Raw genomic sequence first — 20,776 nt, forward strand, 5'->3', positions numbered from 1 at the left:
ACGTCAAGCGCGCACGAGTGCCTTGACCAGTGCCGACGCGGTATTTCGCAGCGCCTTTTTGTCGGCATACACGCGTTCGAGCACACCGAGCCCACGCGTCATCGCGACGATCAGACTCGTCGCTTCTTTCGGGGACACGCTGAGCTGGGCTTTTCTCTCGTCGGTATCGAGCGTGATCATTATGATGGCCGACAGTTTGTCGAGCAGCGCCTTGAGCGATTCCGTGACGCGTGGTGAAGCGGCGTCGAGGTCGAAAGCCGTTCTCGTGGACAGGCATCCTCGCGCCGGGGTGCCCTTTGTGATCGTGCGAATCGATACGTCGAAGAAGGCATTTAACGCGTCGGTCAGATCGGGTTGGGTGAGCGCCTTGGTCACGCTAGCAAGAAAGGCCGCTGCGTATCGCTCGAATGCCTGCACGAACACTTCTTCCTTGTCGCCATACGCGTGGTACAGCGACCCGCGCTGAACGCCCGTTGCCTCCGCCAGATCCAGCATCGTGGTGCCGCGAAAACCCTTGAGCCAGAAAACTTCGAGGGCCTTCTCGAAGGCTTCCTCTTCATCGAATTCGCGAGTGCGTGCCATGGGATCGGAAAAATAGAAAGGGCGGTTAGCGGATATGTCGGGTAGTGCAACGCTACCGATTTTAGACATTTATGTCAATAATAGGTTCGGAGGATGGCCGCTCCCGCTACACCGCCATCACGCCTCTATAAAACTCATAGAACGCACGAATCTGGCTCTCGCTGAGCATATGCTCGACGTCCCCCGTATCGCGGCCGCCCAGTTCGAAATAGCCTTCGTTCTCCTGGTAGCTCATGGCAGTCTTCTGGACGAACTTCGGCACCTCGCTGTCGTCGACGGAAACGAGGCCGGCTGGCCCAAACAGATTCGCATGCTTGATCCGGCGCAGCTTCATCTCGTCGCTGTCGTCCTCATAGCCGAAGAATGTCCAGATCAGTTCGGTATGTCCCGGTCCTTTCGGAACGAGATGACGGATCGCGAGGCTGTTGGCCTGTTGATGCATGACGATGCCCGGATGCGGCGTGCCGCCTCCGACCTTACCGTCCGCGAACTCGGGAACAGGCACCACGGTCGCCATGTCCTCGAGCGTCAGACGATCGCCAAAGCGTTGAATTTCCCCGGTGGTGTCCTTGCTCTGTTGACCGGTGTTCTGCGTCACCGTGATCGAATGCGCACCGCCCGCAGCGGTGCCGAGGCTGAACGAATTGCCGGCACGCAGCAGGCCGAACGTCACGTAGAACGTGTGCAACAGCGTGGCGTGGTACGGATCGCGCAGGTTCTCGATATACAACTTCCAGTTGCACGGCAGCATCTGCCGCTGGTAGCCGAGCACGCGGACCTTGCGCGCAAACAGACGATCGATTCCTGGCAGGGCGTCGTCGAAATACGTTTCGAAATCCGGCGTGTCTTTCGCAAACGTCGCCCACACGACACCATCGCGCTCGACATGACGAAGTTTTCCCAATCCATGCTCTGCCGGTTCTCCGGCAGCCAGCGGTCGGGATCGAAACGCAGCGGGTCGTCGAACCAGCGTGCGTCGTGATGCATCAGGTACGGGCTGTAGATCACTTCCGAATCGGCAGGAATCGTGTAGCGGCCGACGCGTACCGCGCTCAGCGTGCGTCGCGTGAACACGAGCGGCGTGCGCAGGCGCAGCACTTCGGTAATCACGCGGCTCAGGTACTCGAGCGCAGGCAGGTCTTCGTACTGCGGCGCGCGTTCGCCGAGCACCGCATCGATCTCCGCGTAGACCCTGCTCGCGACTTCCGGGTTACGCCCGATCTCGTACATCACCCAGCCGAGCGCCGCACCGGGCGCTTCGATGCCGGTCAGCGCGAGCGTCATCACCTGTGCGTGGATTTCTTCATCGGACAACGCCGAGCCGTCGTCGTCGCGTACCGCGAGCAGCGCGGACAGCACGTCGCCGCGATCCTCGCTGGCCTCGCGATAGGCGGCAATGACGTTGTCGATGGCCCGATGCATGCGTGCCATCGCGCGATCGAAACGCAGATTGCCAGGCGTCGGCACGCGTTCCCATGCGCTCGGCAACACGGTGCGCAACAGCAGTCCGCGTGTGAGCGCCTGCATGCCCTGCTTGATTGCATCGGCGGTGTCGGCCTGCACGGTGAGCCGGAACAGGCTGCGTGTGAGCGCGGTCAACGCGAGATCGTTCATCGCTTCGTCGACGGCGAGCACATCACCGTCGCGCCACGTGGCGACGGTTTCTTCGGCGGCGGTTCGCATGATTGCGGCGTACTGCGCAATCCGCTCACGCGTGAAAACCGGTTGCAGCAATCTGCGCTGACGACGGTGCTCGTCGCCGGACACCGTCGCGATGCCTTTACCCAGCGCGGGTTCCAGTTTCTCGAAGATGCGCCCGCGCTTGTAGTCGCGATCGCCCGGCACGAGCACTTCGCGCACCGCACCCGGATGCGTGACCACGTACACCGGCATTCGCCCGAACCGCACCTTGACGATGTCGCCATGCGCGGCAATGGCGGGTAGGAATGCGAGCGGCCGGCGCAGCATCGGCACCATGTGACCCAGCAGCGGCCACGCGCCAGGCGCTTCGGGAATGGTTTCCTCGTGGAGCGGAATGGAGTTGTGAATCTTCGTGCTCATATGTCTGCATCTGAGCGTCTCCTGTTTGTGCAGGGTCCGTATGTGCCTGTTCTGGCAGGATGGGTTGCGTTTTTTATTCGGTCTTATTGCCGCTTTATTCAAAAGCCGCGGCATCACAGCTCATTCACGGAGCAGGTTGCATGCTCCTGTTTCAATCCGGCATCACAGCCCAAGCGAATCACGCCCGGTCTGTGCCGCCATCACATACGCCGCTGCACAACTTTTCGACGTTCACCTCGTATTGAACGTTAAGCTTCGATGTCGTGCGAACCGGTTCGCCCCGGCTATTTCAGAACGCGCGGCTTGAGCAGATCGCTCAGACCCACGCGATGCAGCATGTCGGTGCGCATCCGGTCGAGCACGGTGAAGCCGACGTCGGCACCGTCCTGCGTCGGGTCCACATGCACGCGGAACGGCCGCTGCCCAAACGGCGTATCGACGATCCTGACGATCGCGTCGCTTACCGTCGCGACATCGGCATCGGGCGGCACGATGGCCGCGAATGCTTCGAGCACCTGCTTGCCGAAGTCCTTGTACGGACCCGCTTCGTATTCGGCGACCCGTGCGGTATCGGCCGGCGATCCCGAATGCGCGAAATGATTGGTGCCGCTCGTGAACGCACCGGGCACGACGATCGACGTCTCGATGCCCCAGCGCGACACCTCACGTGCGTATTGCACCGCGAGCGCATCCATCGCGGCCTTGGCCGCGAAATACGGTGCGAGGTAAGGCGGTGTGCCGCCGGCCGAACTGCTGCTCGATACCCACAGCAGCAAGCCCTGTCCCTGACGGCGCAGATACGGCAGCACCGCGCGGTTCACGCGCTGCGTGCTGAGCACGTTGACGTCGTAGAGATGGGCGTATTGTTCCGGCGTGAATGCTTCGGCAGGACCGAATGCCATGTGACCGGCGTTGTGGACGAGCACGTCGATATGGCCCGCTTCGCTCATCACGTGCTGCGCGGCGGCATCGGCGGATTCCTGCGACTGCACGTCCAGCTCGACGACGCGCAGATCGACGTTATGCGTCCGCGCGAATTCCATCATCTCCGCGACGTTTGCCGCATTGCGGCCAGTCGTGTTGCGCATCGACGCATAAACGATGTGTCCGGCTTTCGCGAGGGCTTCCGCAGTCAGGCGGCCGAATCCGCTCGAAGCACCGGTGATAAGAATGACTTTGCTCATGCTGTTGTTTTCCTTTGTGCGTTGGCGTCTGTCTGAATTTCGTTTGATCGACAACCTCAACTCATGCGACACCGCCGTTCGCGCGCAGCACCTGGCCGTTGATCCACGCTCCATCCGGCCCAGCGAGAAAAGCGACCGCGCCCGAGATGTCCTCGGGCTGACCGAGTCGTTCGAGCGGCGGCATCTGCGCGAATTGCCTGATCTGTTCGTCGGTCTTGCCGTTGAGAAACAGTTCGGTCGCGACCGGCCCGGGCGCCACGCAGTTCACCGTGATGCGACGGCCGCGCAGTTCCTTCGCGAATACGCGCGAGAACGCTTCGACTGCGGCTTTCGTGCCGTTGTAGACCGCATAGCCGGGCAGATTCAGCGCGAGCGTGGTGCTCGACAGATTGATGATCCGGCCGCCTTCGTTCACGCGCGTCGCGGCTTCGCGCAGCATGTTGAACACGCCGCCGACGTTGATCGCGAACGTCTGAGCGAATAGTTCGTCGCTGGTCTGTGCGAGCGGCGCCGTCTTCAGGATGCCGGCGTTGTTGACGACGACGTCGATGTTGCCGAGCTGCTGCTCGACCGTTTCGTACAGTGGGCCAACCTCGTCGCTCTTCGACACGTCGGCACGCACCGCGATCGCCTTGCCGCCGTTGCGCGTCAACTCGGTCACGAGTTCGTCCGCTTCCGACGAGCTGGCCGCGTAGTTCACTGCGACCGCAAAGCCGTCGCGTACCAGACGACGCGCGATGGTGGCGCCGATACCGCGCGACGCACCGGTAACGAGTGCAACGCGCGGTTTTTTTGCTACGGTCATCGAAGATCTCCAGGTGGGTGGGAACATTCAAACGATGATCGCCGATGCTTCTCTAAAGATCATTCCCGCCGTCGTGCCATCACTGTTCCATCTGCTTTAACTATTTGTTTACGCGCGTACACGCGCGTCTATGCATTCCGCACGGTGGTCGTGTGTGTTTTTACGGACGCGGTACTAGAGCGGCGACTTCTAAAGTCGACGGGCGAAATTGCCGTAAACGGGCAATGGCAGTCGAAAAAATTGCAGGCGCACCGTCCGCCTGACGATAACGACATACGAGAGAACGAGGGTCGACATGAATTCGAGCAACGAGTTGTTGCATGGCATCTATGCAAAAGCGGACCGGCTGATGATCGCCGTCGTGTGGTGCCTGTTCGGCATCTCATGCGTGCTCGCGATCCGCGACTACAACTGGGAGGCCGTGCAGTGGATCGGGCTGCCGACCGCGCTCGTCGCGTCGGCGCTGGTGTGGTGGCGCCCGGGCACGCTGTTGACGCGGCTGTTTCTTGCCGCCAGTTTGATGACCTTCTCAGCGCTACAGATTCATCAAGCTCATGGATTGACCGAACTGCACTTTGGCATCTTCGTGCTGTTGTCTTTTCTGCTCGCGTACCGCGACTGGCGACCGATCGCGTTTGCCGCAGTCGTGATCGCAGTGCACCATCTGACGTTCAACTATCTGCAGCTCGCGGGGTTCGGCGTGTTCTGCTTCACGCAGCCGGCGTTGTCGACCGTGCTGATTCATGCGGCGTACGTGGTCGCTCAGGCCGGGTTGTTGATCTACATCGCGCGGCACATGCGAGCCGATGCGCAGGCCGGCATCGAACTCGCGCTGCTTGGAGAAAGCCTGTCGCGCGAAGCAGGGAAGTTCGATCTGCGGTTGCCGCAGATCACGCTTGAAGGCGCGAGCAGCCGCACGTTCAAGGGGACGCTCGACGCGATTCACCACGCGCTGCGCGAAATCACCCACACGACCGACCGGATGACCTCGTCGTCGGAGCATATCGCGACCGGCAACCAGACCTTGCTGGAACAGATCGCCGCACAGGCGGATGGCCTGAAGGCGACGAGCGTGACGATGGCGCAGATCGCGCAGCGGATTCGCGAAAACGCCGGACACGCTGCAACAGCCAATTCGCTATCGCGGAAGACGTCCGCCGTCGCGCAGCAGAGCGGCGAGGCCGTCAGCGAAGTGGTTAGCAAGATGGGCGAGATCGATGTGGCCGTGCATCGGATGGGTGAGATGATCTCGACGATCGAAGGGATCGCGTTTCAGACCAACATTCTCGCGTTGAACGCGTCGGTCGAGGCGGCGCGCGCGGGGAACGAGGGACGCGGCTTTGCCGTCGTCGCCGACGAAGTGCGCACGCTTGCGCAAAGAAGCGCGACTGCCGCGCGCGAGATCCGGCAACTGATCGCGGATTCGTTGCAGCGGGTCGAACTGGGCTCGGTGCTCGCGACGCGTGCGGGCGACACGATGCAGGCGGTCGTCGGGCATGTCGAGGATGTCGCGCGACTGATCGAGCGGATCAGTTCCGCCAGCGAAGCGCAGAGTCACGATGTGGACCGCTTCAGCCAGGGCGTCGAGGAAATGGACGTGGCGCTCGCGGGCAACGTCGAAAACGTGAAGGGGGTTGCGTCGGCGTCGGGGAGTTTGCGCGAACAGGCGCGGACACTGTCGGCTGCGATGTCGGCGTTTATTGTCGAGCGGGGTTAACTCGCAGCGAGAGGAGCACATGGCATACATGCGATGTGCTCCTCATATCGCCGGTCGTGCATCAGTGCATCAAGCATTAATGCGCGGCTTTCTGGTTAATGCGTTTTTGCAACGCATGGGCCATAAAAGCGGCGATTGCACCCAGCGTCGTAGCGATGGCCAGCGTTCCGAAGATCTCGAACGACGGCGGTTGATGCATCGCGAAGTAAGCCACGAGACCCAGGAAGACGCCGAGCAGGTTATTGAAGATCGGTGCTTTCGCGAGCGATAACACGATGACCGTGATGGCGAACACGACTGCGCTGATCGCATAGCTGCCCAGATGCGGTGTCAGCGCCGACATCGCGTGTGCTGCACCGATGCCGAGGCCTACACCGATCAGCACGCAGGCGAGGTTGATGGCGCCCTGCTTCAGATTCAGCCCGCGCGTAAAGAATGCAATCCAGCCGACGAACATCGCCCAAACCGGCACCTCCAGAGCGACCACGCTAAGCGTTGCGGCCGACGTCGCGATGACCGATTCGCCGATCACCACCTTCAGGTTATTGGAAAGAGAATGACGGGTCATGATTCAACTCCCTGTATGTTGTGAATTAACGAAAGATAAAAAGCGAGAGATAAAAAGCGGCCACGCCGATGCGGGAGAAAGCTTTGCGTCGATGCGACCCGCGCAGCGCATCGACGATTCAGTAACCGTTGCTGGTTGAATGGTTGAACTCAGGCGAATCCGCCATTAGCGCGCACGATCTGCGCATTGACCCATCTGCCATCGGCACCCGCGAGGAACGACACCACGCGTGCGATGTCGTCGGGATTCCCGAGTCGTTCGAGCGGTGCGGCCTTGCTCAACTGCGCGACCTGTTCGTCGGTCTTGCCTTCGAGGAACAGTTCGGTCGCGACCGGGCCAGGTGCCACTGCATTGACCGTGATGTTGCGTCCGCGCAGTTCGTTGGCGAGCACACGGACGAGTCCTTCGACCCCCGACTTGGCCGCGATGTAGGCGCCGTATTGCGGGATCGACTTCGCGATCACGCTGGTCGAGATTGCGACGATGCGGCCACCGTCCCGTAGATGCTTCGCTGCGTGACCCAACACGAGGAACGCACCGCGCAGATTCGTATGGATTACGCGGTCGAAGGTGTCGATGCTGTCGGGTGCGATCGGTGCGAGCGACATCACACCCGCGCTGTTGACGACGACATCGATCGTGCTGAACGCTTCGAGCGTCGTGGCAAAAAGCCGCTGCACATCGTCGGGGTTCGACACGTCGGCCTGCACCGCAATCGCTTTGCCGCCTGCCGCTTCGATCTCAGCGACGACTTCCTGAGCCTTCGCTGCGTTACCCGCGTAATTGACGGCGACGCGGAAGCCATCGGCTGCGAGGCGCAGTGCAATCGCACGACCGATGCCTCGGGATGCGCCGGTGACGATCGCCGTCTGATCGGTCGATATCGTGGAGGAATGCTTGCTGGTAGTCATCGAATGATTTCCGTCGAGTGGGGGGAGACATCGTGGTATCCATGATGTCGGTTGACGGTCGATCGATAAATACACGGGGATTGGCTTGTTAATTCAAAGGCCGTCAATAATCGGAAGCGCAGCAACCGCTTCAAAAGCCTTTGTTTTGATCGTTTGAGTGGTGCGCGTACGCATGTATGCCGTGCCGCGAGGACGCGATCTGCTAGATGTTTGTATGGAAACGGGGAGGAGTGGCCGATAGCGTGCAAAAGCCACGCAGCCCACAGGACTTTGCGCGCGACGACGGATGACGTCGCCACGAGCAGTGATTAAAGCCGGAGATCATCGCGACAGATTGCCACACACGTCGCCGGAAAGATTCGCTCGACGTTGCATCGAGCGATCAGGTTACTCAGGCTGCTACACCATCAAGCCCCCGGCGCTTCAACCACTCGCCCATCCACAGCAGCATCGCGCCGCGCGAGCGCGCTGTCACCCGCAGGCTCCCTCGCACTCGTATCGTGCAACCGATCCGGAATAAACAGCGCACAGACCCCGCTCAGAAAAAACACCGCACCGACGACGAGAAACCCCATGCCAAGTGAAAACTGTGTCGCAAGATAACCGATCACAACCGGCGCCGCGCCCGAGCAAAACCGTCCCACGTTATACGATCCACCGACAGCAGTGCCGCGCACCCGCGTCGCGAAGCTCTCGGACATGAACGCGCCCATCGTGCCGAGCGGAACGCCATACAGGAAGCCGAAGAAAAGCATCAGCCAGACGATATTCTCGCGCGTGTGAAAGAAGATGATCACCGGCAGAAACAGCGCCGCGGCCATACAGCCGATTACGTAGACGCCACGCCGGCTCCATGCATCGCCGAGCCAGCCCGCCGCGATCTTGCCGATGAACGCAACGACGTACGTGCCGATCATGTAGCCGGCCATCGAACCGAAGCGTATGTGCAGCTCTTTCTCGAGGTAAGTCGGCAGCCAGTTGTTCAAGCCATAGAAACCGGACAGCGCGAAGACGGACGCGAGCGCCCACAGCACGAACATCGTGCGCGCTTCGCGGTCGGTGAAGATCAGGTAGTAGCGGTTGTCACGCCAGTTGCGTCTATTGCGCGTTGCGGTCGCGCCGTCGGTCGCTTCGCTGGCTCGCCATACCGGCGGCTCGGGCACGAACCGGTGAATCGCGATCGCGAGTAAAACGGGCACCGTCGCGACGTAGAACAGCATGCGCCAGCCATAGTGCGGCAGAATCCAGCTGCTCAGCGCGATGACGACGATATAGCCCGCCGACACACCGGTCTGCAACATGCCGAGTATCAGCGAGCGCCGTTCGGTCGGCACATACTCGGCGACCAGCGTGCTGACGAGCACCATGCAACCGATGCCGAACGAACTGATCAATCGGACCACTGCGAACTGCAGGAAGCTGTGCGTGAAGCCCAGCAAACCCGCGCCAAGCGAAAACAGCGCAAGCGCCCACACGACGACGCGCACGCGACCCAACGAATCGCTCGCCCACCCGCCGAGAATACCGCCCACCGCCATACCGATCAGCGTCAGGCTACCGAGCGCCCCTGCCTCGACGTTGGTCAGACCGAACTCGCTCTTGATGCGTGTGAGCGTGAGTCCGTACATCATCACGTCCGCGCCGTCGACCAGCAGCGCGAGGTAGCCGAGCGCGAAGACGATCAGCCATCGGTGGGCCGACGGTGCGGACGCGTTGTTCATGGTTGAACTTCCCGGCACGCCAGCAACGCGGGCGCGAGAAACGAGCCCAGCAGCAGGCCTGCGTTTTCATGCTGCGGTGTGTACCAGTGCTCGACGTGCGTCAGGTTCATCGTGCCGATGCACCGACCGTCCCAGGCGATCGGAATGTTGAGGATCGAGCCGAGGCCCATCTCCGTCATCACGGTGTGATCGTCGAATGCATTGCGGATGTCGTGCGACGTCTCGCCGCGAAACGGCCGCAGTTCCTGCATGATCTGCGTCGCCCATGCGGTGTCGCGTTTTGTCTTGCGGCCGCCGGTCGGATAGATCTCGGGCATGTTGGTGTAGACGCGCTCGACTTCATGCTGCTGCGCGTCGTATGTCATGATCGTGAACAGGCGAAAGCCGATCGTCTCGGCGGCGACCGCTTCGACCGCGCGAAAGAGTGCAGCCGGTTGACCGGACTCGCGCATCGCGATCGCGAGTCGTTGTAGATCTTGTACCTGCAGCTGGCGGGTCGTGCGCGAATCGGCATGGTCTGCTGTGTCTTGCATGGTGGTGTCTGGTTAGAGGCTAAGAGGCGCAGCGAAAACGCCTAGCCGCGAAGATGCGTCGGCGCGAGCGCTTCGCGTCCATCGCTACCCGTCGCGCCGTTGATCTCGATGTCCTCGAGCGACCGGTTGCGCGTCTCGATCCCGAGAAAGAACACCACGCATGCGCCGGCCAGCAGCACGACGGTCGTCATCGCGAACACGCCGAAGAAACCGAACGCCGGATAGACGAGCCCGACCAGTATCGGCGCGCTCACCGAACCGATCCGTCCGAACGACGACGATGAACCCGTCCCCGTCGTGCGAACAGCGGTCGGGAAAATTTCCGGCGTGTACGCATAGACGCCCGCGAACGCACCGTTCATGAAGAACGACAGACAGATCCCCGCCGCGATGATCTGCGGACCCGTGTGCGACAGCGACAGCATGATCGCGGCGAGCCCGCCGAGCGTCATGTACGCCGCAACCACGCCCTTACGGCCGATCTTTTCGTTGAGCCACGCCGCCGAGAAGTAGCCCGGAATCTGCGCACCGTATATGGCGATCGAGAAGCCGAAGCTTTTGGTCATCGTCAGCCCTTCTTTCAGCAGCAGGCTGGGAATCCACGAGAAGAACGAGTAATACGCGAACGCGACCGAGAACCACATCAGCCAGCTGACCGCGGTCGTGCCCGCGAGCCGTCGCGACCACAACGTCATCACGTTCTGCAATGCGCTGCCGCTGCTGCGCGCGGCGGCCGGAATGTTGCCGATGGCCGCGAGCGGCGCAAGCGCGATGCCGCGCAGCGCGTACCACGACTCGATGCCGCTGACGATGCGATCCGCTTCCACGGTACGCCCCTGGCTTTCCATCCAGCGCGGCGACTCGGGCAACGTGCGGCGCCACCAGAGCAGCATCAACACTGGCAGCGACGTGATCACCGCGAGGTAACGCCAGCCGTCCGGGAAATTACGCACGACCGTGTAGCCGAGAATCGACGAACTCAGATAGCCGAACGACATGAAGCCGACGAGCGCGCCGCAGAACATCCCGCGATAGCGACGCGGCACGAACTCCGCGAGGAACGGTGCGATCACGACGGTCTCCGCACCCGAACCGAAACCTGCTGCGACACGCCACGCAAAGAACGTGTGCCAGTCGTGCGACGTGGCGCTGCCGAGCGACGCGACGCAATAGATCGCGAGCGCGCTCATCATGATCTTGCGGCGGCCGATCACGTCCGCGAGCACGCCGGACAGAAACGCGCCGAAGAAATAGCCGATGTACGTACTGCTCGCGACGAGGCCGGTCTGCGCGCTCGTCAGTTGCCACATCTTGCTGACGACGGGCAGCAGAAAAGCCAGCGACGACGAATCGAGGCCGTCGAACATATAGCCCAGCCCGCCGATCAACAGCAGTTTGCGATGAAAACCGGAAAGCGGCAGCCGTTCAAGGCGGGCAGCAACAACGGACATAGTGAGGAGTCTCCAGAGCGGGGAGTGCGGTTCGCGTCAGCGTCCGATTGCATATGCCTGCATCTGGCGCGGCGTCGCCGCCCCGCGCAGCAGGCCGTTTCTGATACCGACCGCGCACACGCGACCGAGCGACCACGGCTCGGCCACCGTGAGGTCGTGGCCGCGCGCGCGCAGTTCGTCGAGCGTGCTTTGCGGGAAGCTGCCTTCGGCTGACATCTTGCCGAGCTGCATGTCGCGCGGATAGAACGAGCCGGGGAAATGCGCGGTCTGGAACGTCGGCGAATCGACGGCGGCCTGCAGGTTCATCCCGCCATGCACGTGACGCAGGAAGAGTTGCAACGACCATTGATCCTGCTGATCGCCGCCCGGCGTGCCGAGTGCGGCGTACGGCTTGCCGTCGCGCGTGACGAGCGTCGGCGACAGCGTCGTGCGCGGACGCCGTCCCGGACCGAGCGACGACGGCAGACCTTCTTCCATCCAGAACATCTGGCCGCGCGTGGTCACGTTGAAGCCGAGTCCCGGCACTGCTGGCGATGCCTGCAGCCAGCCGCCCGACGGCGTCGCCGACACCATGTTGCCCCACCGGTCGACGACATCGAGATGCACCGTGTCGCCGCGCAGTTCGGGCAGCGGCGCGAAGGTCGGTTCGCCCTGGCCGAAACCACCGGGCTGCTGACGTCCCGCGTTCGCGAGAATCTTTGCGGCACGCGCTTCGCTGTCGCCGAGACGACCCGGCCGGAATTCGAACGACGCGCGGCGCGGATCGATTTCTCGACGACGTGTGTCGTTGTACGCATCGCTGAGCAACGTGTCCATCGGCACGTCGGAGAAGTTCGGATCGCCGTAGAACACCTCGCGGTCCGCAAACGCGAGCTTCGAACACTCGATCACCGTGTGCACGAAGTCTGGTCCCAACGGATCCATCGCCGCGAGATCGAAGCCCTTCAGCAACGCGAGCTGCTGCAGGAACATCGGCCCCTGTCCCCACGGTCCCGTCTTGTGGACGCGGAAACCTTCGTATTCGTACGACACCGAGTCTTCGTACGTCGGTTCCCAGCGCGCGAGATCGTCGGCAGTCAGCAGACCGCGATTGCGCTGGCCCGACGTATCGAGCACGTCGGTCGAGCGGAAATACTGGTCGATCGCATCGGCGATGAAGCCGCGATAGAACGCCGTGCGCGCACGCTCGCACTGCTCCGTGCGGTCACCGTGTGTGCAGGCTTCGCGCAGGATGCGCCGGTAGGTGTCGGCGATCGCGGGGTTCGCGAACAGGTGATTGGGGCGCGGCGCTTCGCCGTTGCGCAGCCACTGCTCGGCGGACGTGTGCCATTCCGTGCGGAAGAAATCCTGGATCGCGAGGATCGACGCGGCCATCCGCGGCAGCACCGGATAGCCATGCTCCGCGTAGCCGATCGCGTAGCTCAGCACGTCGTCGAGCGGCAACTGGCCGTAGTCGCGCAACATCGTCATCCAGCCGCCGAACGCGCCGGGCACGACCGCCGGCAGCAAGCCGGTACCGGGCATCACGGTGAGCCCGAGTTCCTGCATGCGTGCGATGGTCATCGCGGCGGGCGTCACGCCTTGCCCGCACAGCACGCGCACGCGATCTTCCTTCGCGCTGTAGAACACCACCGGCAATTCACCGCCTGGCCCGTTCAGATGCGGTTCGACGATCTGCAGCACGAAGCCTGCCGCAGCCGCTGCGTCGAATGCGTTGCCGCCTTTTTCGAGGACCGCCATCGCGGATGCGCTGGCGAGCCAGTGCGTCGAGGCGACCATGCCGAAGGTGCCGATCAGTTCCGGGCGTGTCGTGAAAGCCATATGCGGTCGTTCCAGGTTGTCGGTGGCGGGACTGCGATAAAACACAAACCATTTGATATTGGTTCGGCGTGCCTCGATAGAGCGAGTTACGCAACAAACTTCCTGCAGTCACCACGAATGTCGCAAAGATACTGCACCGTAAAAAGTAGCGCAATCCGTTCGCGGTGATTCGCGTTTCTGTTAGGATTCGAACCAATATTGATTGGTACGTATTGATTGGTGCAGATAGGAATATGGAAAAACTTTCGCTCGACAAGCTGCTCGACTACCTGTCGGAGCACAACCTCAGAGACGGCGACGCGTTGCCGCCGGAAAGAAAGCTCGCCGAAGCGCTCGGTATCAGTCGACGGGATCTGCGCGGCGCGCTCGCGACGATGGAAGCGTCCGGCCGCGTGTGGCGTGGTGTGGGACGCGGCACGTATCTCGGTGCGCGACCGTTGAAGTTCGCGGCGTCATTGCGCAGTCTGCGTGCGGGATCGAGTCCCGCCGACATCGCCGAGATGCGCCTCGTGCTCGAACCGGCTTTAGTGGAACTTGCCGCGCGCAAGGCCAGCGCCGACGATCTCGCCGAACTCGAAAAGTGCGCGAAGCGCAATGCGATCGTGAACGACGATTACGAGTGGCAGCAATGGGATCACCGGTTTCATCTGCTGATCGCACAGGCCACGCGTAACGCGGCGATCATCGCGCTGATGGAAGCGGTCAACGCGATGCGCATGACACCGAACCTGCGCGAAAGAACGGCGGATCAAGAAACGCGCCGGCACTTCGCGCAACAGCATCAGGCGATCGTGAACGCGATGAAGGATCGCGATAGCGAAACGGCAGCGGCACGGATGCGTGACCATCTGCTGAACGTGCAATGGCGGATGCCGGGGAAGGTAGGATGAACATGCGTTGAGGCCAGATGCTCTCGCACCTGGCCTGCCCGACTTCAATCGATCGGATCATCAGCCGTTGATACGCGGCTTCAACAGATCCGACAAACCCACCCGGTGAAGCATTTCCGCCCGCACGCGGTCGAGCACCGCGAAGCCGAGGTCGGCACCGTCCTGCGTCGGATCGATATGCACGCGGAACGGACGCGTGCCGAACGGCTTCGCGACCACATCGACGATCGCTTCGGCCACGAGGCCCACGTCCGCATCCGGCGGCACGATTTCCGCGAAAGCCTTCTGCACCTGTTCGCCGAAACCTGCGTACGGACCTGCGTCGTACTCGGCCGCGCGTGCCGTGTCGGCGGGTACACCGCTGTGCGCGAAATGGTTCGTGCCGCTGGTGAACGCGCCCGGCACGATGATCGACGTTTCGATACCCCAGCGCGACAATTCACGGGCGTACTGCACGGCGATCGCATCCATCGCGGCCTTCGCGGCGAAGTACGGCGCGAGGTACGGCGGCGTGCCGCCTGCCGAGCTGCTGCTCGATACCCACACGAGCAGACCTTGCCCGCGACTGCGCATATGCGGCAACACCGCGCGGTTCACGCGCTGCGTGCTGAGCACGTTGACGTCGTAGAGATGTGCGTACTGCTCCGGCGTGAACGATTCGGCGGGACCGAACGCCATGTGACCGGCGTTGTGCATCAGCACGTCGATACGGCCTGCGTCGGCGATGACCTTCGCGACACCCGCATCGACGGAATCCTGCGACTGCACGTCCATTTCGACGGTACGCAGATCGACGCCGTGTTCCTTCGACCACGCGGCCATCTGTTCGACTACCGGCGCGTTGCGACCGGTCGTGTTGCGCATCGACGCGTAGACGGTGTGGCCGGCTTTAGCGAGTGCCTCGGCCGAGAGACGGCCGAAGCCGCTGGATGCGCCGGTAACAACGATGACTTTGCTCATGATGCTGCTCCCTGAAAGGGCGTTGGGTACGCTTGCGCCGGCTAACGGGCGCATCGATTGTTTGTTCAAGGGGGTTAAACCATGCCGCCGTTGCTGCGCAGAACCTGGCCGTTGATCCAGCCGCCGTCGGGACCGGCGAGGAACGCGACTGCATTTGCGATGTCGGCCGGCGTGCCGAGACGTTCGAGCGGATTCATCTTCGACATGCGCTCGATCAGTTCCGGCGACTTGCCGTTCAGGAACAGATCGGTGCCGGTCGGGCCAGGGGCCACGGCATTCACGGTGATCGAGCGGCCGCGCAATTCCTTCGACAGGATCGCCGTCATGGTTTCGACCGCTGCCTTCGTCGCGGCGTAGACGCCGTACGTTTCGAGCTTCAGGCCGACCACGCTCGTCGACAGATTGACGATGCGTCCGCCGTTGCGCAGACGGCGCGCGGCTTCGCGCAACGTGTTGAACGTGCCCTTCAGGTTGATCGCGATCTGGCTGTCGAACAGCGCGTCGTCGCTGTCGGCCATCGACGCGAGCTTCATGATGCCGGCGTTGTTGACCAGTACGTCGACGCCGCCGTAGGCAGCTTCGGCTGCATCGAACAGACGGGCGACGGCGGCGGCATCACTGACATCGGCCTGAGCTGCGATCGCGTGGCCGCCGGATTTTTCGATCGTGTTCGCGAGTTGCTCGGCTTCGGCGGCCCTGCCGGCGTAGTTGATCACGACGGTGAAGCCGTCGGCTGCAAGACGGGTGGCAATCGCAGCGCCGATACCACGTGACGAGCCGGTGACGATGGCGACTTTTTGCTGGTTGCTGGTGCTCATGATCTCTCTCCTGGGTGGGTGCCGCTGCGTTGCGGTGAGGTAACTATGCTACTTATCCCAGTGTAGATAATCTGTATAAAATGCACGTTGCTGTTTCTCTGGTACGAACAATAGCGAACAACGGGAATAGGGCTCTGGCATGGACCGGTTTGACTCGATGCGGCTTTTCGTACGGATCGTCGAGCGGCGCAGCTTCACGCTCGCGGCCAACGATATGGAGATTCCCCGTTCCACCGCGACCAAGGTGATCGCGGAAATGGAAGCCAAGCTGGGTGTGCGTTTGTTGCAGCGAACCACGCGGGTCGTGCGTCCGACGCTCGACGGCGAGGCGTTCCACCAGCGCTGCGTGCGCATCCTCGACGACGTCGAAGATGCGGAGGGCGCGTTCCTCGGCGTGCAGCCGAAGGGGTTGCTGCGCGTGGAGGTGCAGGGCACGCTCGCGCGTCACTTTCTGATGCCCGGTTTGCCCGCGTTCTTCGAGCGTTACCCGGAGATCGAACTGTCGATGAGCGAGAGCGATCGCTGGGTCGACCTGGTCCAGGAGGGCGTGGATTGCGCGCTGCGCTGGGGTCGGTTGCGCGACAGCGAACTGGTCGCGCGGCAGGTGGCTACGCTCGACCGGCTGACCTGCGCGACGCCCGCGTATCTGGAGAAGTTCGGTACGCCGTCCGGCATCGACGAACTCGACGCACATCGGATGGTCGGTCTGCGCTCGATCACGACGGGCCTCGTCACGCCGCTCGAATTTCAGGTGGGCAATGGCGTGCACACCGTGTCGCCGCGCGGGGTGCTAACGGTCACCGGCACCGAGAGTTATCTCGCTGGCATTCGTCTCGGGTTGGGGATCGCGCAGGTGCCGCGCTTTCACGTCGAAGGCGATCTGCGTCGCGGCGATCTGGTCGAAATCTTCAAGGACGCGCCGCCGCCGTCGGCGCCGGTGTCTCTGCTCTATTCACGCACGCGGCAGTTGTCGCCGCGTGTGCGCGCGTTCCTCGATTGGGCAGCAGGGGAGTTCAGCAAGCACTTTACGCAGCCGTTGTATTGACCGGTTGCGGACGGCGTTCGTCGCGCAGGCACGATCGATTGCTGTCCGGACGCATGCGCGCATACTCTTGCCTGAGGCAAACGGAACTTGAAAATGACCGACAGGCAGCCGTCTTTGGCTGCATAAGAATCTGCGTACGCGATTCATCATGCCGTACTGCCATGCGTGCGCCGGCAAAAAGTTCTACCCCGGGGACAAGACGCCATCGCCATTTCGGCGCGGCACTCGACGCGGCATTTCACCGCGAACCAGGAGGACGACATGTACGACATGAAGAACATGCAGAAATTGCCCGCACTAGGCGCTAAAGCATCCGCCACATGGGACGCTTTCGTTGCGTTCGACAAGGCCGCATTGGCCGACGGTGCGATCCCCCGCAAGTACAAGGAACTGATGGCACTCGCCGTTGCACTGACGACGCAATGCCCGTACTGCCTCGAGATTCACAAGGGCGCCGCGATCAAGGCAGGCGCCACCGAAGTCGAACTCGCGGAGGTCACGTTTATCGCTGCGGCGTTGCGTGCGGGCGCGGCGATCACGCATGGGACTCATCTGATCGAAGGGTGATTTAAAGGAGGGCGGCTGTGCGGTTCGCCGCGCAGCGTGACGCTGCGAATGGTGCTCCGTGCAAGCCTGAACGAGTCCGACTTCGCTCTGACTTGCACTCACCACAATGCAGCTGCGCGTCGCCGCCTACCTGGCATCACGCAGGCTTGCTGGTGCTCCACCGCGCCATCAACGTATTCGACGGCAGCTTTTCATCGAGCAGCTTGCGCGCGGCCTCGACGCCCGTGACCGGCAGTCCGGTCGGATCGAGCAGGCCGATCTGCGTGAGCACGCTGGCCTGATCCCAGTAGATGTGTTCGTTGTAGAGTTTCGGCCCGCGAAACCCGACGACCACCAGCATCGGAATCTCGACCCGCTTGCCGGTCGGCGCAACGCCGGGCAGCAGCCAGTCGATCTCGCGATCGTGCGTGAAGCTCAGAATGAATTCATCGACCATCCGATCGACGCCGATCACGCGCGAGATCGGCGTCATCTTCATGTCGTCCGGATTGCCGGGGATGAAGTGATGCGCGTAGAAGCGCTTCAGTTCGTCGTGGCCGGTGCCGCCGGTCATCGTGGGGACGTGGTTCACGTACGGTTCGGGGACCATCGTTTTCATCGTCTCTTCGGCGTCGCGTGCGGCGAACTCCAGATAGAAATGATGATCGGCGATCGCGCCGAGATCGTAGTCGGGTCCCATCACCCTGCGGAACCCCTGGAGGCTGCGCGTGTGAGCCGGCATTGCTGCGGTCTTCACGAAGGTCGGGCCGCTGCGGCTGAATGCGTGACCAGCGTCCGGGTACTCGTATAGTTTTACGTTGGACTTGCCGGCCAGCGCGTCGCGAATCGCGGCGACGGCATCGGGCGGATTGAGCGGATCGGTTGTGCCGAAGTGCAGCACGAGCGGGCAGGTGATTTTGTCTGCGAGATCGAGCGACTTCTCGATGCCGACGCCGTAATAAGCGACCGCACAATCGACGCCACATTCCGCTGCCGCCAGATACGCGAGCTTGCCGCCGAGGCAGAAGCCGAGCGCGCCGACCTTGCCGGTCGATTCCGGCAGCGTGCGCGCGTGATCGACTGTCGCGCGGATATCGCGCATCGCGCGCGCGACGTCGAAGCGGGCGTAGTAGTCGTAGGCCTTCGCGTGATCGGCTTCGCTATAGCCGAGTTCGATGTTCGGCGCGAATTGATGGAACAGGTCCGGCACGACGACGACGTAGCCTTCGGCCGCGTAGAGGTCCGCGACCTCGCGCATCTCGGCATTCACGCCGAAGATCTCCTGCAGCAGCACGATGACCGGGCCATGCCCGGCTTCCGGCAGGGCGACGTACGCGTCGAACGATGTTTCGGCGGCGGGGATGCGGATCTGCTTCGACATGTCGATGGGCTCCTTGAGCGCGATGGGGGATTGGGGGAGTCAGTTTGCAGCTAGCATACGCTGCATGGTCGTCGATGTTCGCGGGGACGTGCTGGCAGGTAGTCGTCGATCTGCGATTCACGCGAAAGCTTTTTGCATCATCGAGCCGGCCGGTTACGCTATCGTTTCGATTCCATTTCAATCTTCGCGCCCCTCGACACACGATGCCAACGCGCTTAAGTTTTGACGACGGCCCAGGGCCTTCGACTCCGTCGTTACTCGACGTATTACGCGCAGCCTCGTGCAACGCAACGTTCTTTCTGCTTGGAAAGAACCTGGAGCACGCGCCCGACGTCGCTGCGAGGATGGTCCGCGAAGGTCATCTATTGGGCAATCACACCTGGTCGCATGCGCGGCCGGGTGCGTTGTCGGACGAAGCGTTGATCGATGAGATCGAGGCGACCGACGCACTGATCCGCAACGCGTATCGGGCTGCCGGTTTCGCTGCGCCGGACGCTATTCCGTTGCGCCTTCCGTATGGACTCGAGGCGCAGGATGTCCGCAGCCGTGTGCTGCTGCATTTGCAACGCGATCACATCGGCTGGACTGCGCTCTTCGACGACTGGTGCCGCCCGCCGCCGTCGCCGCACGCGCTATTCGAAGCGATGCGTCAGCACATCGTCGAGCGCGTGGCGCAGCGGCAGGATGCGCTGCTGTGTCTGCACGACAGTTCGCGGCACGGCGAAGCGCATCCCGAGACGGTCGAGGCGGTGCGTCTGCTGCTCGACCATCCGGACGGGCGACGCAGCCTGCTAGACGTCGGCCAGTAACTGCCGCCAGCACGCAAGAAATCCCATGCCGGGACCGGGCATCCACAGGCCGCGCTGCGCTGCTTCCAGATGAATCAGCACTTGATCCGCGCAGAACAGAACCATCAGCGCGTCGCGGTTTTCGTGCATCCACTGTGGCACCGCGTGAGGTTGCATAGCGGCGTATGCAAGCAGACCCGTGTCCCACAGCCGGGCATCGAAAACGAAACGATCGTCAATGGTCGCGTCACGCGAAAGCGCGAACAGCGCAAACGCGGTTTCGAGCCAATGCGAACCTTGCCCGACGTCGTCGAAATCGAGCACGCCGTTCACCCGCCCATCGACGAACAGCAGATTGCCCGCGTGATAGTCGCCGTGCAGCCAGTGTGTCGGACCGGTCACCCAGGCGGTCGCCGCATCGAGACTGGCGCCGATGCGATCGAGCAGCACGTCGTAGCGATCGGGCAGGTCAGCGGGCAATGTCGGTGCCGCGCGCCTCGCCACCCGCGTATAGCGTTCGCGCAACCACGCGACGGGGCTGGATTCGGTAGAGGGCGAAGGCGAAGGCGAGGGCAAGGGCATCGTCCCCATGGCCGCGTGCAGACGGGCCAGGGTGTGCATCGCGTCGGTGGTGCCGGACTCTGCATCGGCGGGCAGGCCGGGGATGCCGTCGATGTAGTCGAACAGATGCAGCCAGCTTCCGTCGGGCGTCTGTACGCCGGGTTGGGCGCCTGTCGTCGGCTGGAGCCGGGGTAGTGCGGGAAGCTTCGCAGACACGCTGAGAACGCCAAGATGATCGAGCACCAGCGCCTCGCGCCGAACCTGTTCGATCGATTTACCGGGCCACGACACACGCAGCACCGAGCGATGCGAATCACAATCGACGATATACGTTTTGTTAGTATGCCCCGACGACATCGCGTGCAGGCGCGCGGGCCGGATGCCCCAGTGCCGGTGAAGCAAAAGTTCGAGCGTTTCCACGTCACTCCTACTC

General features: G+C 62.5%; 21 protein-coding genes. 6 read left to right on the forward strand and 15 right to left on the reverse strand.

Annotated elements, in window-relative coordinates; genetic code table 11:
- Positions 1-3: 3 nt before the first annotated feature.
- The 5 genes from E1748_RS09930 to E1748_RS09950 all read right to left on the reverse strand — a co-directional run bounded on the left by E1748_RS09930 (position 4) and on the right by E1748_RS09950 (position 4,632).
- Positions 4-582 carry a TetR/AcrR family transcriptional regulator gene (locus E1748_RS09930; protein ID WP_133646910.1) on the reverse strand — a complete coding sequence of 193 codons (579 nt, stop codon included), beginning with the start codon at positions 580-582 and terminating at the stop codon, positions 4-6.
- A gap of 106 nt (positions 583-688) precedes the next feature.
- Complete coding sequence (locus E1748_RS09935; protein WP_166653531.1) at positions 689-1,333, reverse strand: SRPBCC family protein; 645 nt, start codon at positions 1,331-1,333, stop codon at positions 689-691.
- Positions 1,252-2,643, reverse strand: coding sequence for a cytochrome P450 (locus tag E1748_RS09940; RefSeq protein WP_166653532.1), 1,392 nt, complete (start codon positions 2,641-2,643; stop codon positions 1,252-1,254). The genes E1748_RS09935 and E1748_RS09940 overlap by 82 nt, the downstream gene beginning before the upstream one ends.
- A 284-nt stretch (positions 2,644-2,927) precedes the next feature.
- A complete protein-coding gene (locus E1748_RS09945) occupies positions 2,928-3,827 on the reverse strand; it encodes an SDR family oxidoreductase (protein WP_133646913.1) in 900 nt (299 codons plus the stop codon).
- 61 nt (positions 3,828-3,888) lie between these two features.
- Positions 3,889-4,632, reverse strand: a complete 744-nt coding sequence (locus E1748_RS09950; RefSeq protein WP_133646914.1) for an SDR family oxidoreductase — start codon at positions 4,630-4,632, stop codon at positions 3,889-3,891.
- A gap of 295 nt (positions 4,633-4,927) precedes the next feature.
- Between E1748_RS09950 and E1748_RS09955 the strand changes: the two genes are divergently transcribed.
- On the forward strand, positions 4,928-6,349 hold the full coding sequence (locus E1748_RS09955) for a methyl-accepting chemotaxis protein (RefSeq protein ID WP_133646915.1): 1,422 nt from the start codon (positions 4,928-4,930) through the stop codon (positions 6,347-6,349).
- Positions 6,350-6,425: 76 nt separating this feature from the next.
- Here the strand turns inward: E1748_RS09955 and E1748_RS09960 are convergent, their stop codons facing one another.
- Entirely contained in the window at positions 6,426-6,917 is a 492-nt protein-coding gene (locus E1748_RS09960; protein ID WP_133646916.1) for a DUF1097 domain-containing protein, read from the reverse strand.
- Here E1748_RS09960 and E1748_RS31445 point away from each other — a divergent pair.
- On the forward strand, positions 6,916-7,056 hold the full coding sequence (locus E1748_RS31445) for a hypothetical protein (RefSeq protein ID WP_166653533.1): 141 nt from the start codon (positions 6,916-6,918) through the stop codon (positions 7,054-7,056). The two genes, E1748_RS09960 and E1748_RS31445, sit on opposite strands and share 2 nt — an antisense overlap.
- Positions 7,057-7,066: 10 nt before the next feature.
- On the opposite strand, the gene E1748_RS09965 is transcribed toward E1748_RS31445, so the two are convergent.
- The 5 genes from E1748_RS09965 to E1748_RS09985 form a co-directional block, all read right to left on the reverse strand.
- The gene (locus E1748_RS09965; RefSeq protein WP_133646917.1) at positions 7,067-7,828 is read right to left on the reverse strand and encodes an SDR family oxidoreductase; all 762 of its coding nucleotides are present in this window, start codon (positions 7,826-7,828) and stop codon (positions 7,067-7,069) included.
- Between the two features lie 407 nt (positions 7,829-8,235).
- The gene (locus E1748_RS09970) at positions 8,236-9,549 is read right to left on the reverse strand and encodes an MFS transporter (protein WP_133646918.1); all 1,314 of its coding nucleotides are present in this window, start codon (positions 9,547-9,549) and stop codon (positions 8,236-8,238) included.
- Entirely contained in the window at positions 9,546-10,082 is a 537-nt protein-coding gene (locus tag E1748_RS09975) for a GAF domain-containing protein (RefSeq protein ID WP_133646919.1), read from the reverse strand. Before E1748_RS09975 ends, E1748_RS09970 begins: the two co-directional genes overlap by 4 nt.
- Positions 10,083-10,123: 41 nt before the next feature.
- The gene (locus E1748_RS09980) at positions 10,124-11,533 is read right to left on the reverse strand and encodes an MFS transporter (protein WP_133646920.1); all 1,410 of its coding nucleotides are present in this window, start codon (positions 11,531-11,533) and stop codon (positions 10,124-10,126) included.
- A gap of 36 nt (positions 11,534-11,569) precedes the next feature.
- On the reverse strand, positions 11,570-13,354 hold the full coding sequence (locus tag E1748_RS09985; RefSeq protein WP_133646921.1) for a gamma-glutamyltransferase family protein: 1,785 nt from the start codon (positions 13,352-13,354) through the stop codon (positions 11,570-11,572).
- 233 nt (positions 13,355-13,587) lie between these two features.
- Between E1748_RS09985 and E1748_RS09990 the strand changes: the two genes are divergently transcribed.
- Positions 13,588-14,244, forward strand: a complete 657-nt coding sequence (locus E1748_RS09990; protein WP_133646922.1) for a FadR/GntR family transcriptional regulator — start codon at positions 13,588-13,590, stop codon at positions 14,242-14,244.
- Positions 14,245-14,304: 60 nt separating this feature from the next.
- Here the strand turns inward: E1748_RS09990 and E1748_RS09995 are convergent, their stop codons facing one another.
- Positions 14,305-15,204, reverse strand: coding sequence for an SDR family oxidoreductase (locus E1748_RS09995; protein WP_166653534.1), 900 nt, complete (start codon positions 15,202-15,204; stop codon positions 14,305-14,307).
- A gap of 74 nt (positions 15,205-15,278) precedes the next feature.
- Entirely contained in the window at positions 15,279-16,022 is a 744-nt protein-coding gene (locus tag E1748_RS10000; protein WP_133646923.1) for an SDR family oxidoreductase, read from the reverse strand.
- A gap of 139 nt (positions 16,023-16,161) precedes the next feature.
- Between E1748_RS10000 and E1748_RS10005 the strand changes: the two genes are divergently transcribed.
- Both E1748_RS10005 and E1748_RS10010 read left to right on the forward strand, forming a co-directional pair.
- Positions 16,162-17,067, forward strand: coding sequence for a LysR family transcriptional regulator (locus E1748_RS10005; RefSeq protein ID WP_133646924.1), 906 nt, complete (start codon positions 16,162-16,164; stop codon positions 17,065-17,067).
- A 261-nt stretch (positions 17,068-17,328) separates the two neighbouring features.
- On the forward strand, positions 17,329-17,634 hold the full coding sequence (locus tag E1748_RS10010; protein ID WP_133646925.1) for a carboxymuconolactone decarboxylase family protein: 306 nt from the start codon (positions 17,329-17,331) through the stop codon (positions 17,632-17,634).
- Positions 17,635-17,770: 136 nt separating this feature from the next.
- Here E1748_RS10010 and E1748_RS10015 read toward each other — a convergent pair whose 3' ends face one another.
- A complete protein-coding gene (locus E1748_RS10015) occupies positions 17,771-18,994 on the reverse strand; it encodes a dienelactone hydrolase family protein (protein WP_133646926.1) in 1,224 nt (407 codons plus the stop codon).
- Between the two features lie 203 nt (positions 18,995-19,197).
- Here E1748_RS10015 and E1748_RS10020 point away from each other — a divergent pair, with 203 nt between their 5' ends.
- Entirely contained in the window at positions 19,198-19,803 is a 606-nt protein-coding gene (locus E1748_RS10020) for a polysaccharide deacetylase family protein (RefSeq protein WP_133646927.1), read from the forward strand.
- Here E1748_RS10020 and E1748_RS10025 read toward each other — a convergent pair.
- Entirely contained in the window at positions 19,786-20,763 is a 978-nt protein-coding gene (locus tag E1748_RS10025) for a phosphotransferase (protein WP_133646928.1), read from the reverse strand. The two genes, E1748_RS10020 and E1748_RS10025, sit on opposite strands and share 18 nt — an antisense overlap.
- Positions 20,764-20,776: the final 13 nt, after the last annotated feature.

The sequence above is a fragment of the Paraburkholderia flava genome, from assembly GCF_004359985.1.
Lineage (GTDB): Bacteria > Pseudomonadota > Gammaproteobacteria > Burkholderiales > Burkholderiaceae > Paraburkholderia > Paraburkholderia flava.

Bases quoted from the DNA above. Each gene is read 5' to 3' on its own strand.
- E1748_RS09930 (WP_133646910.1), bottom strand. From the start codon at position 582: ATGGCACGCACTCGCGAATTCGATGAAGAGGAAGCCTTCGAGAAGGCC.
- E1748_RS09935 (WP_166653531.1), bottom strand. From the start codon at position 1,333: ATGCTGCCGTGCAACTGGAAGTTGTATATCGAGAACCTGCGCGATCCG.
- E1748_RS09940 (WP_166653532.1), bottom strand. From the start codon at position 2,643: ATGAGCACGAAGATTCACAACTCCATTCCGCTCCACGAGGAAACCATT.
- E1748_RS09945 (WP_133646913.1), bottom strand. From the start codon at position 3,827: ATGAGCAAAGTCATTCTTATCACCGGTGCTTCGAGCGGATTCGGCCGC.
- E1748_RS09950 (WP_133646914.1), bottom strand. From the start codon at position 4,632: ATGACCGTAGCAAAAAAACCGCGCGTTGCACTCGTTACCGGTGCGTCG.
- E1748_RS09955 (WP_133646915.1), top strand. From the start codon at position 4,928: ATGAATTCGAGCAACGAGTTGTTGCATGGCATCTATGCAAAAGCGGAC.
- E1748_RS31445 (WP_166653533.1), top strand. From the start codon at position 6,916: ATGATTCAACTCCCTGTATGTTGTGAATTAACGAAAGATAAAAAGCGA.
- E1748_RS09960 (WP_133646916.1), bottom strand. From the start codon at position 6,917: ATGACCCGTCATTCTCTTTCCAATAACCTGAAGGTGGTGATCGGCGAA.
- E1748_RS09965 (WP_133646917.1), bottom strand. From the start codon at position 7,828: ATGACTACCAGCAAGCATTCCTCCACGATATCGACCGATCAGACGGCG.
- E1748_RS09970 (WP_133646918.1), bottom strand. From the start codon at position 9,549: ATGAACAACGCGTCCGCACCGTCGGCCCACCGATGGCTGATCGTCTTC.
- E1748_RS09975 (WP_133646919.1), bottom strand. From the start codon at position 10,082: ATGCAAGACACAGCAGACCATGCCGATTCGCGCACGACCCGCCAGCTG.
- E1748_RS09980 (WP_133646920.1), bottom strand. From the start codon at position 11,533: ATGTCCGTTGTTGCTGCCCGCCTTGAACGGCTGCCGCTTTCCGGTTTT.
- E1748_RS09985 (WP_133646921.1), bottom strand. From the start codon at position 13,354: ATGGCTTTCACGACACGCCCGGAACTGATCGGCACCTTCGGCATGGTC.
- E1748_RS09990 (WP_133646922.1), top strand. From the start codon at position 13,588: ATGGAAAAACTTTCGCTCGACAAGCTGCTCGACTACCTGTCGGAGCAC.
- E1748_RS09995 (WP_166653534.1), bottom strand. From the start codon at position 15,204: ATGAGCAAAGTCATCGTTGTTACCGGCGCATCCAGCGGCTTCGGCCGT.
- E1748_RS10000 (WP_133646923.1), bottom strand. From the start codon at position 16,022: ATGAGCACCAGCAACCAGCAAAAAGTCGCCATCGTCACCGGCTCGTCA.
- E1748_RS10005 (WP_133646924.1), top strand. From the start codon at position 16,162: ATGGACCGGTTTGACTCGATGCGGCTTTTCGTACGGATCGTCGAGCGG.
- E1748_RS10010 (WP_133646925.1), top strand. From the start codon at position 17,329: ATGTACGACATGAAGAACATGCAGAAATTGCCCGCACTAGGCGCTAAA.
- E1748_RS10015 (WP_133646926.1), bottom strand. From the start codon at position 18,994: ATGTCGAAGCAGATCCGCATCCCCGCCGCCGAAACATCGTTCGACGCG.
- E1748_RS10020 (WP_133646927.1), top strand. From the start codon at position 19,198: ATGCCAACGCGCTTAAGTTTTGACGACGGCCCAGGGCCTTCGACTCCG.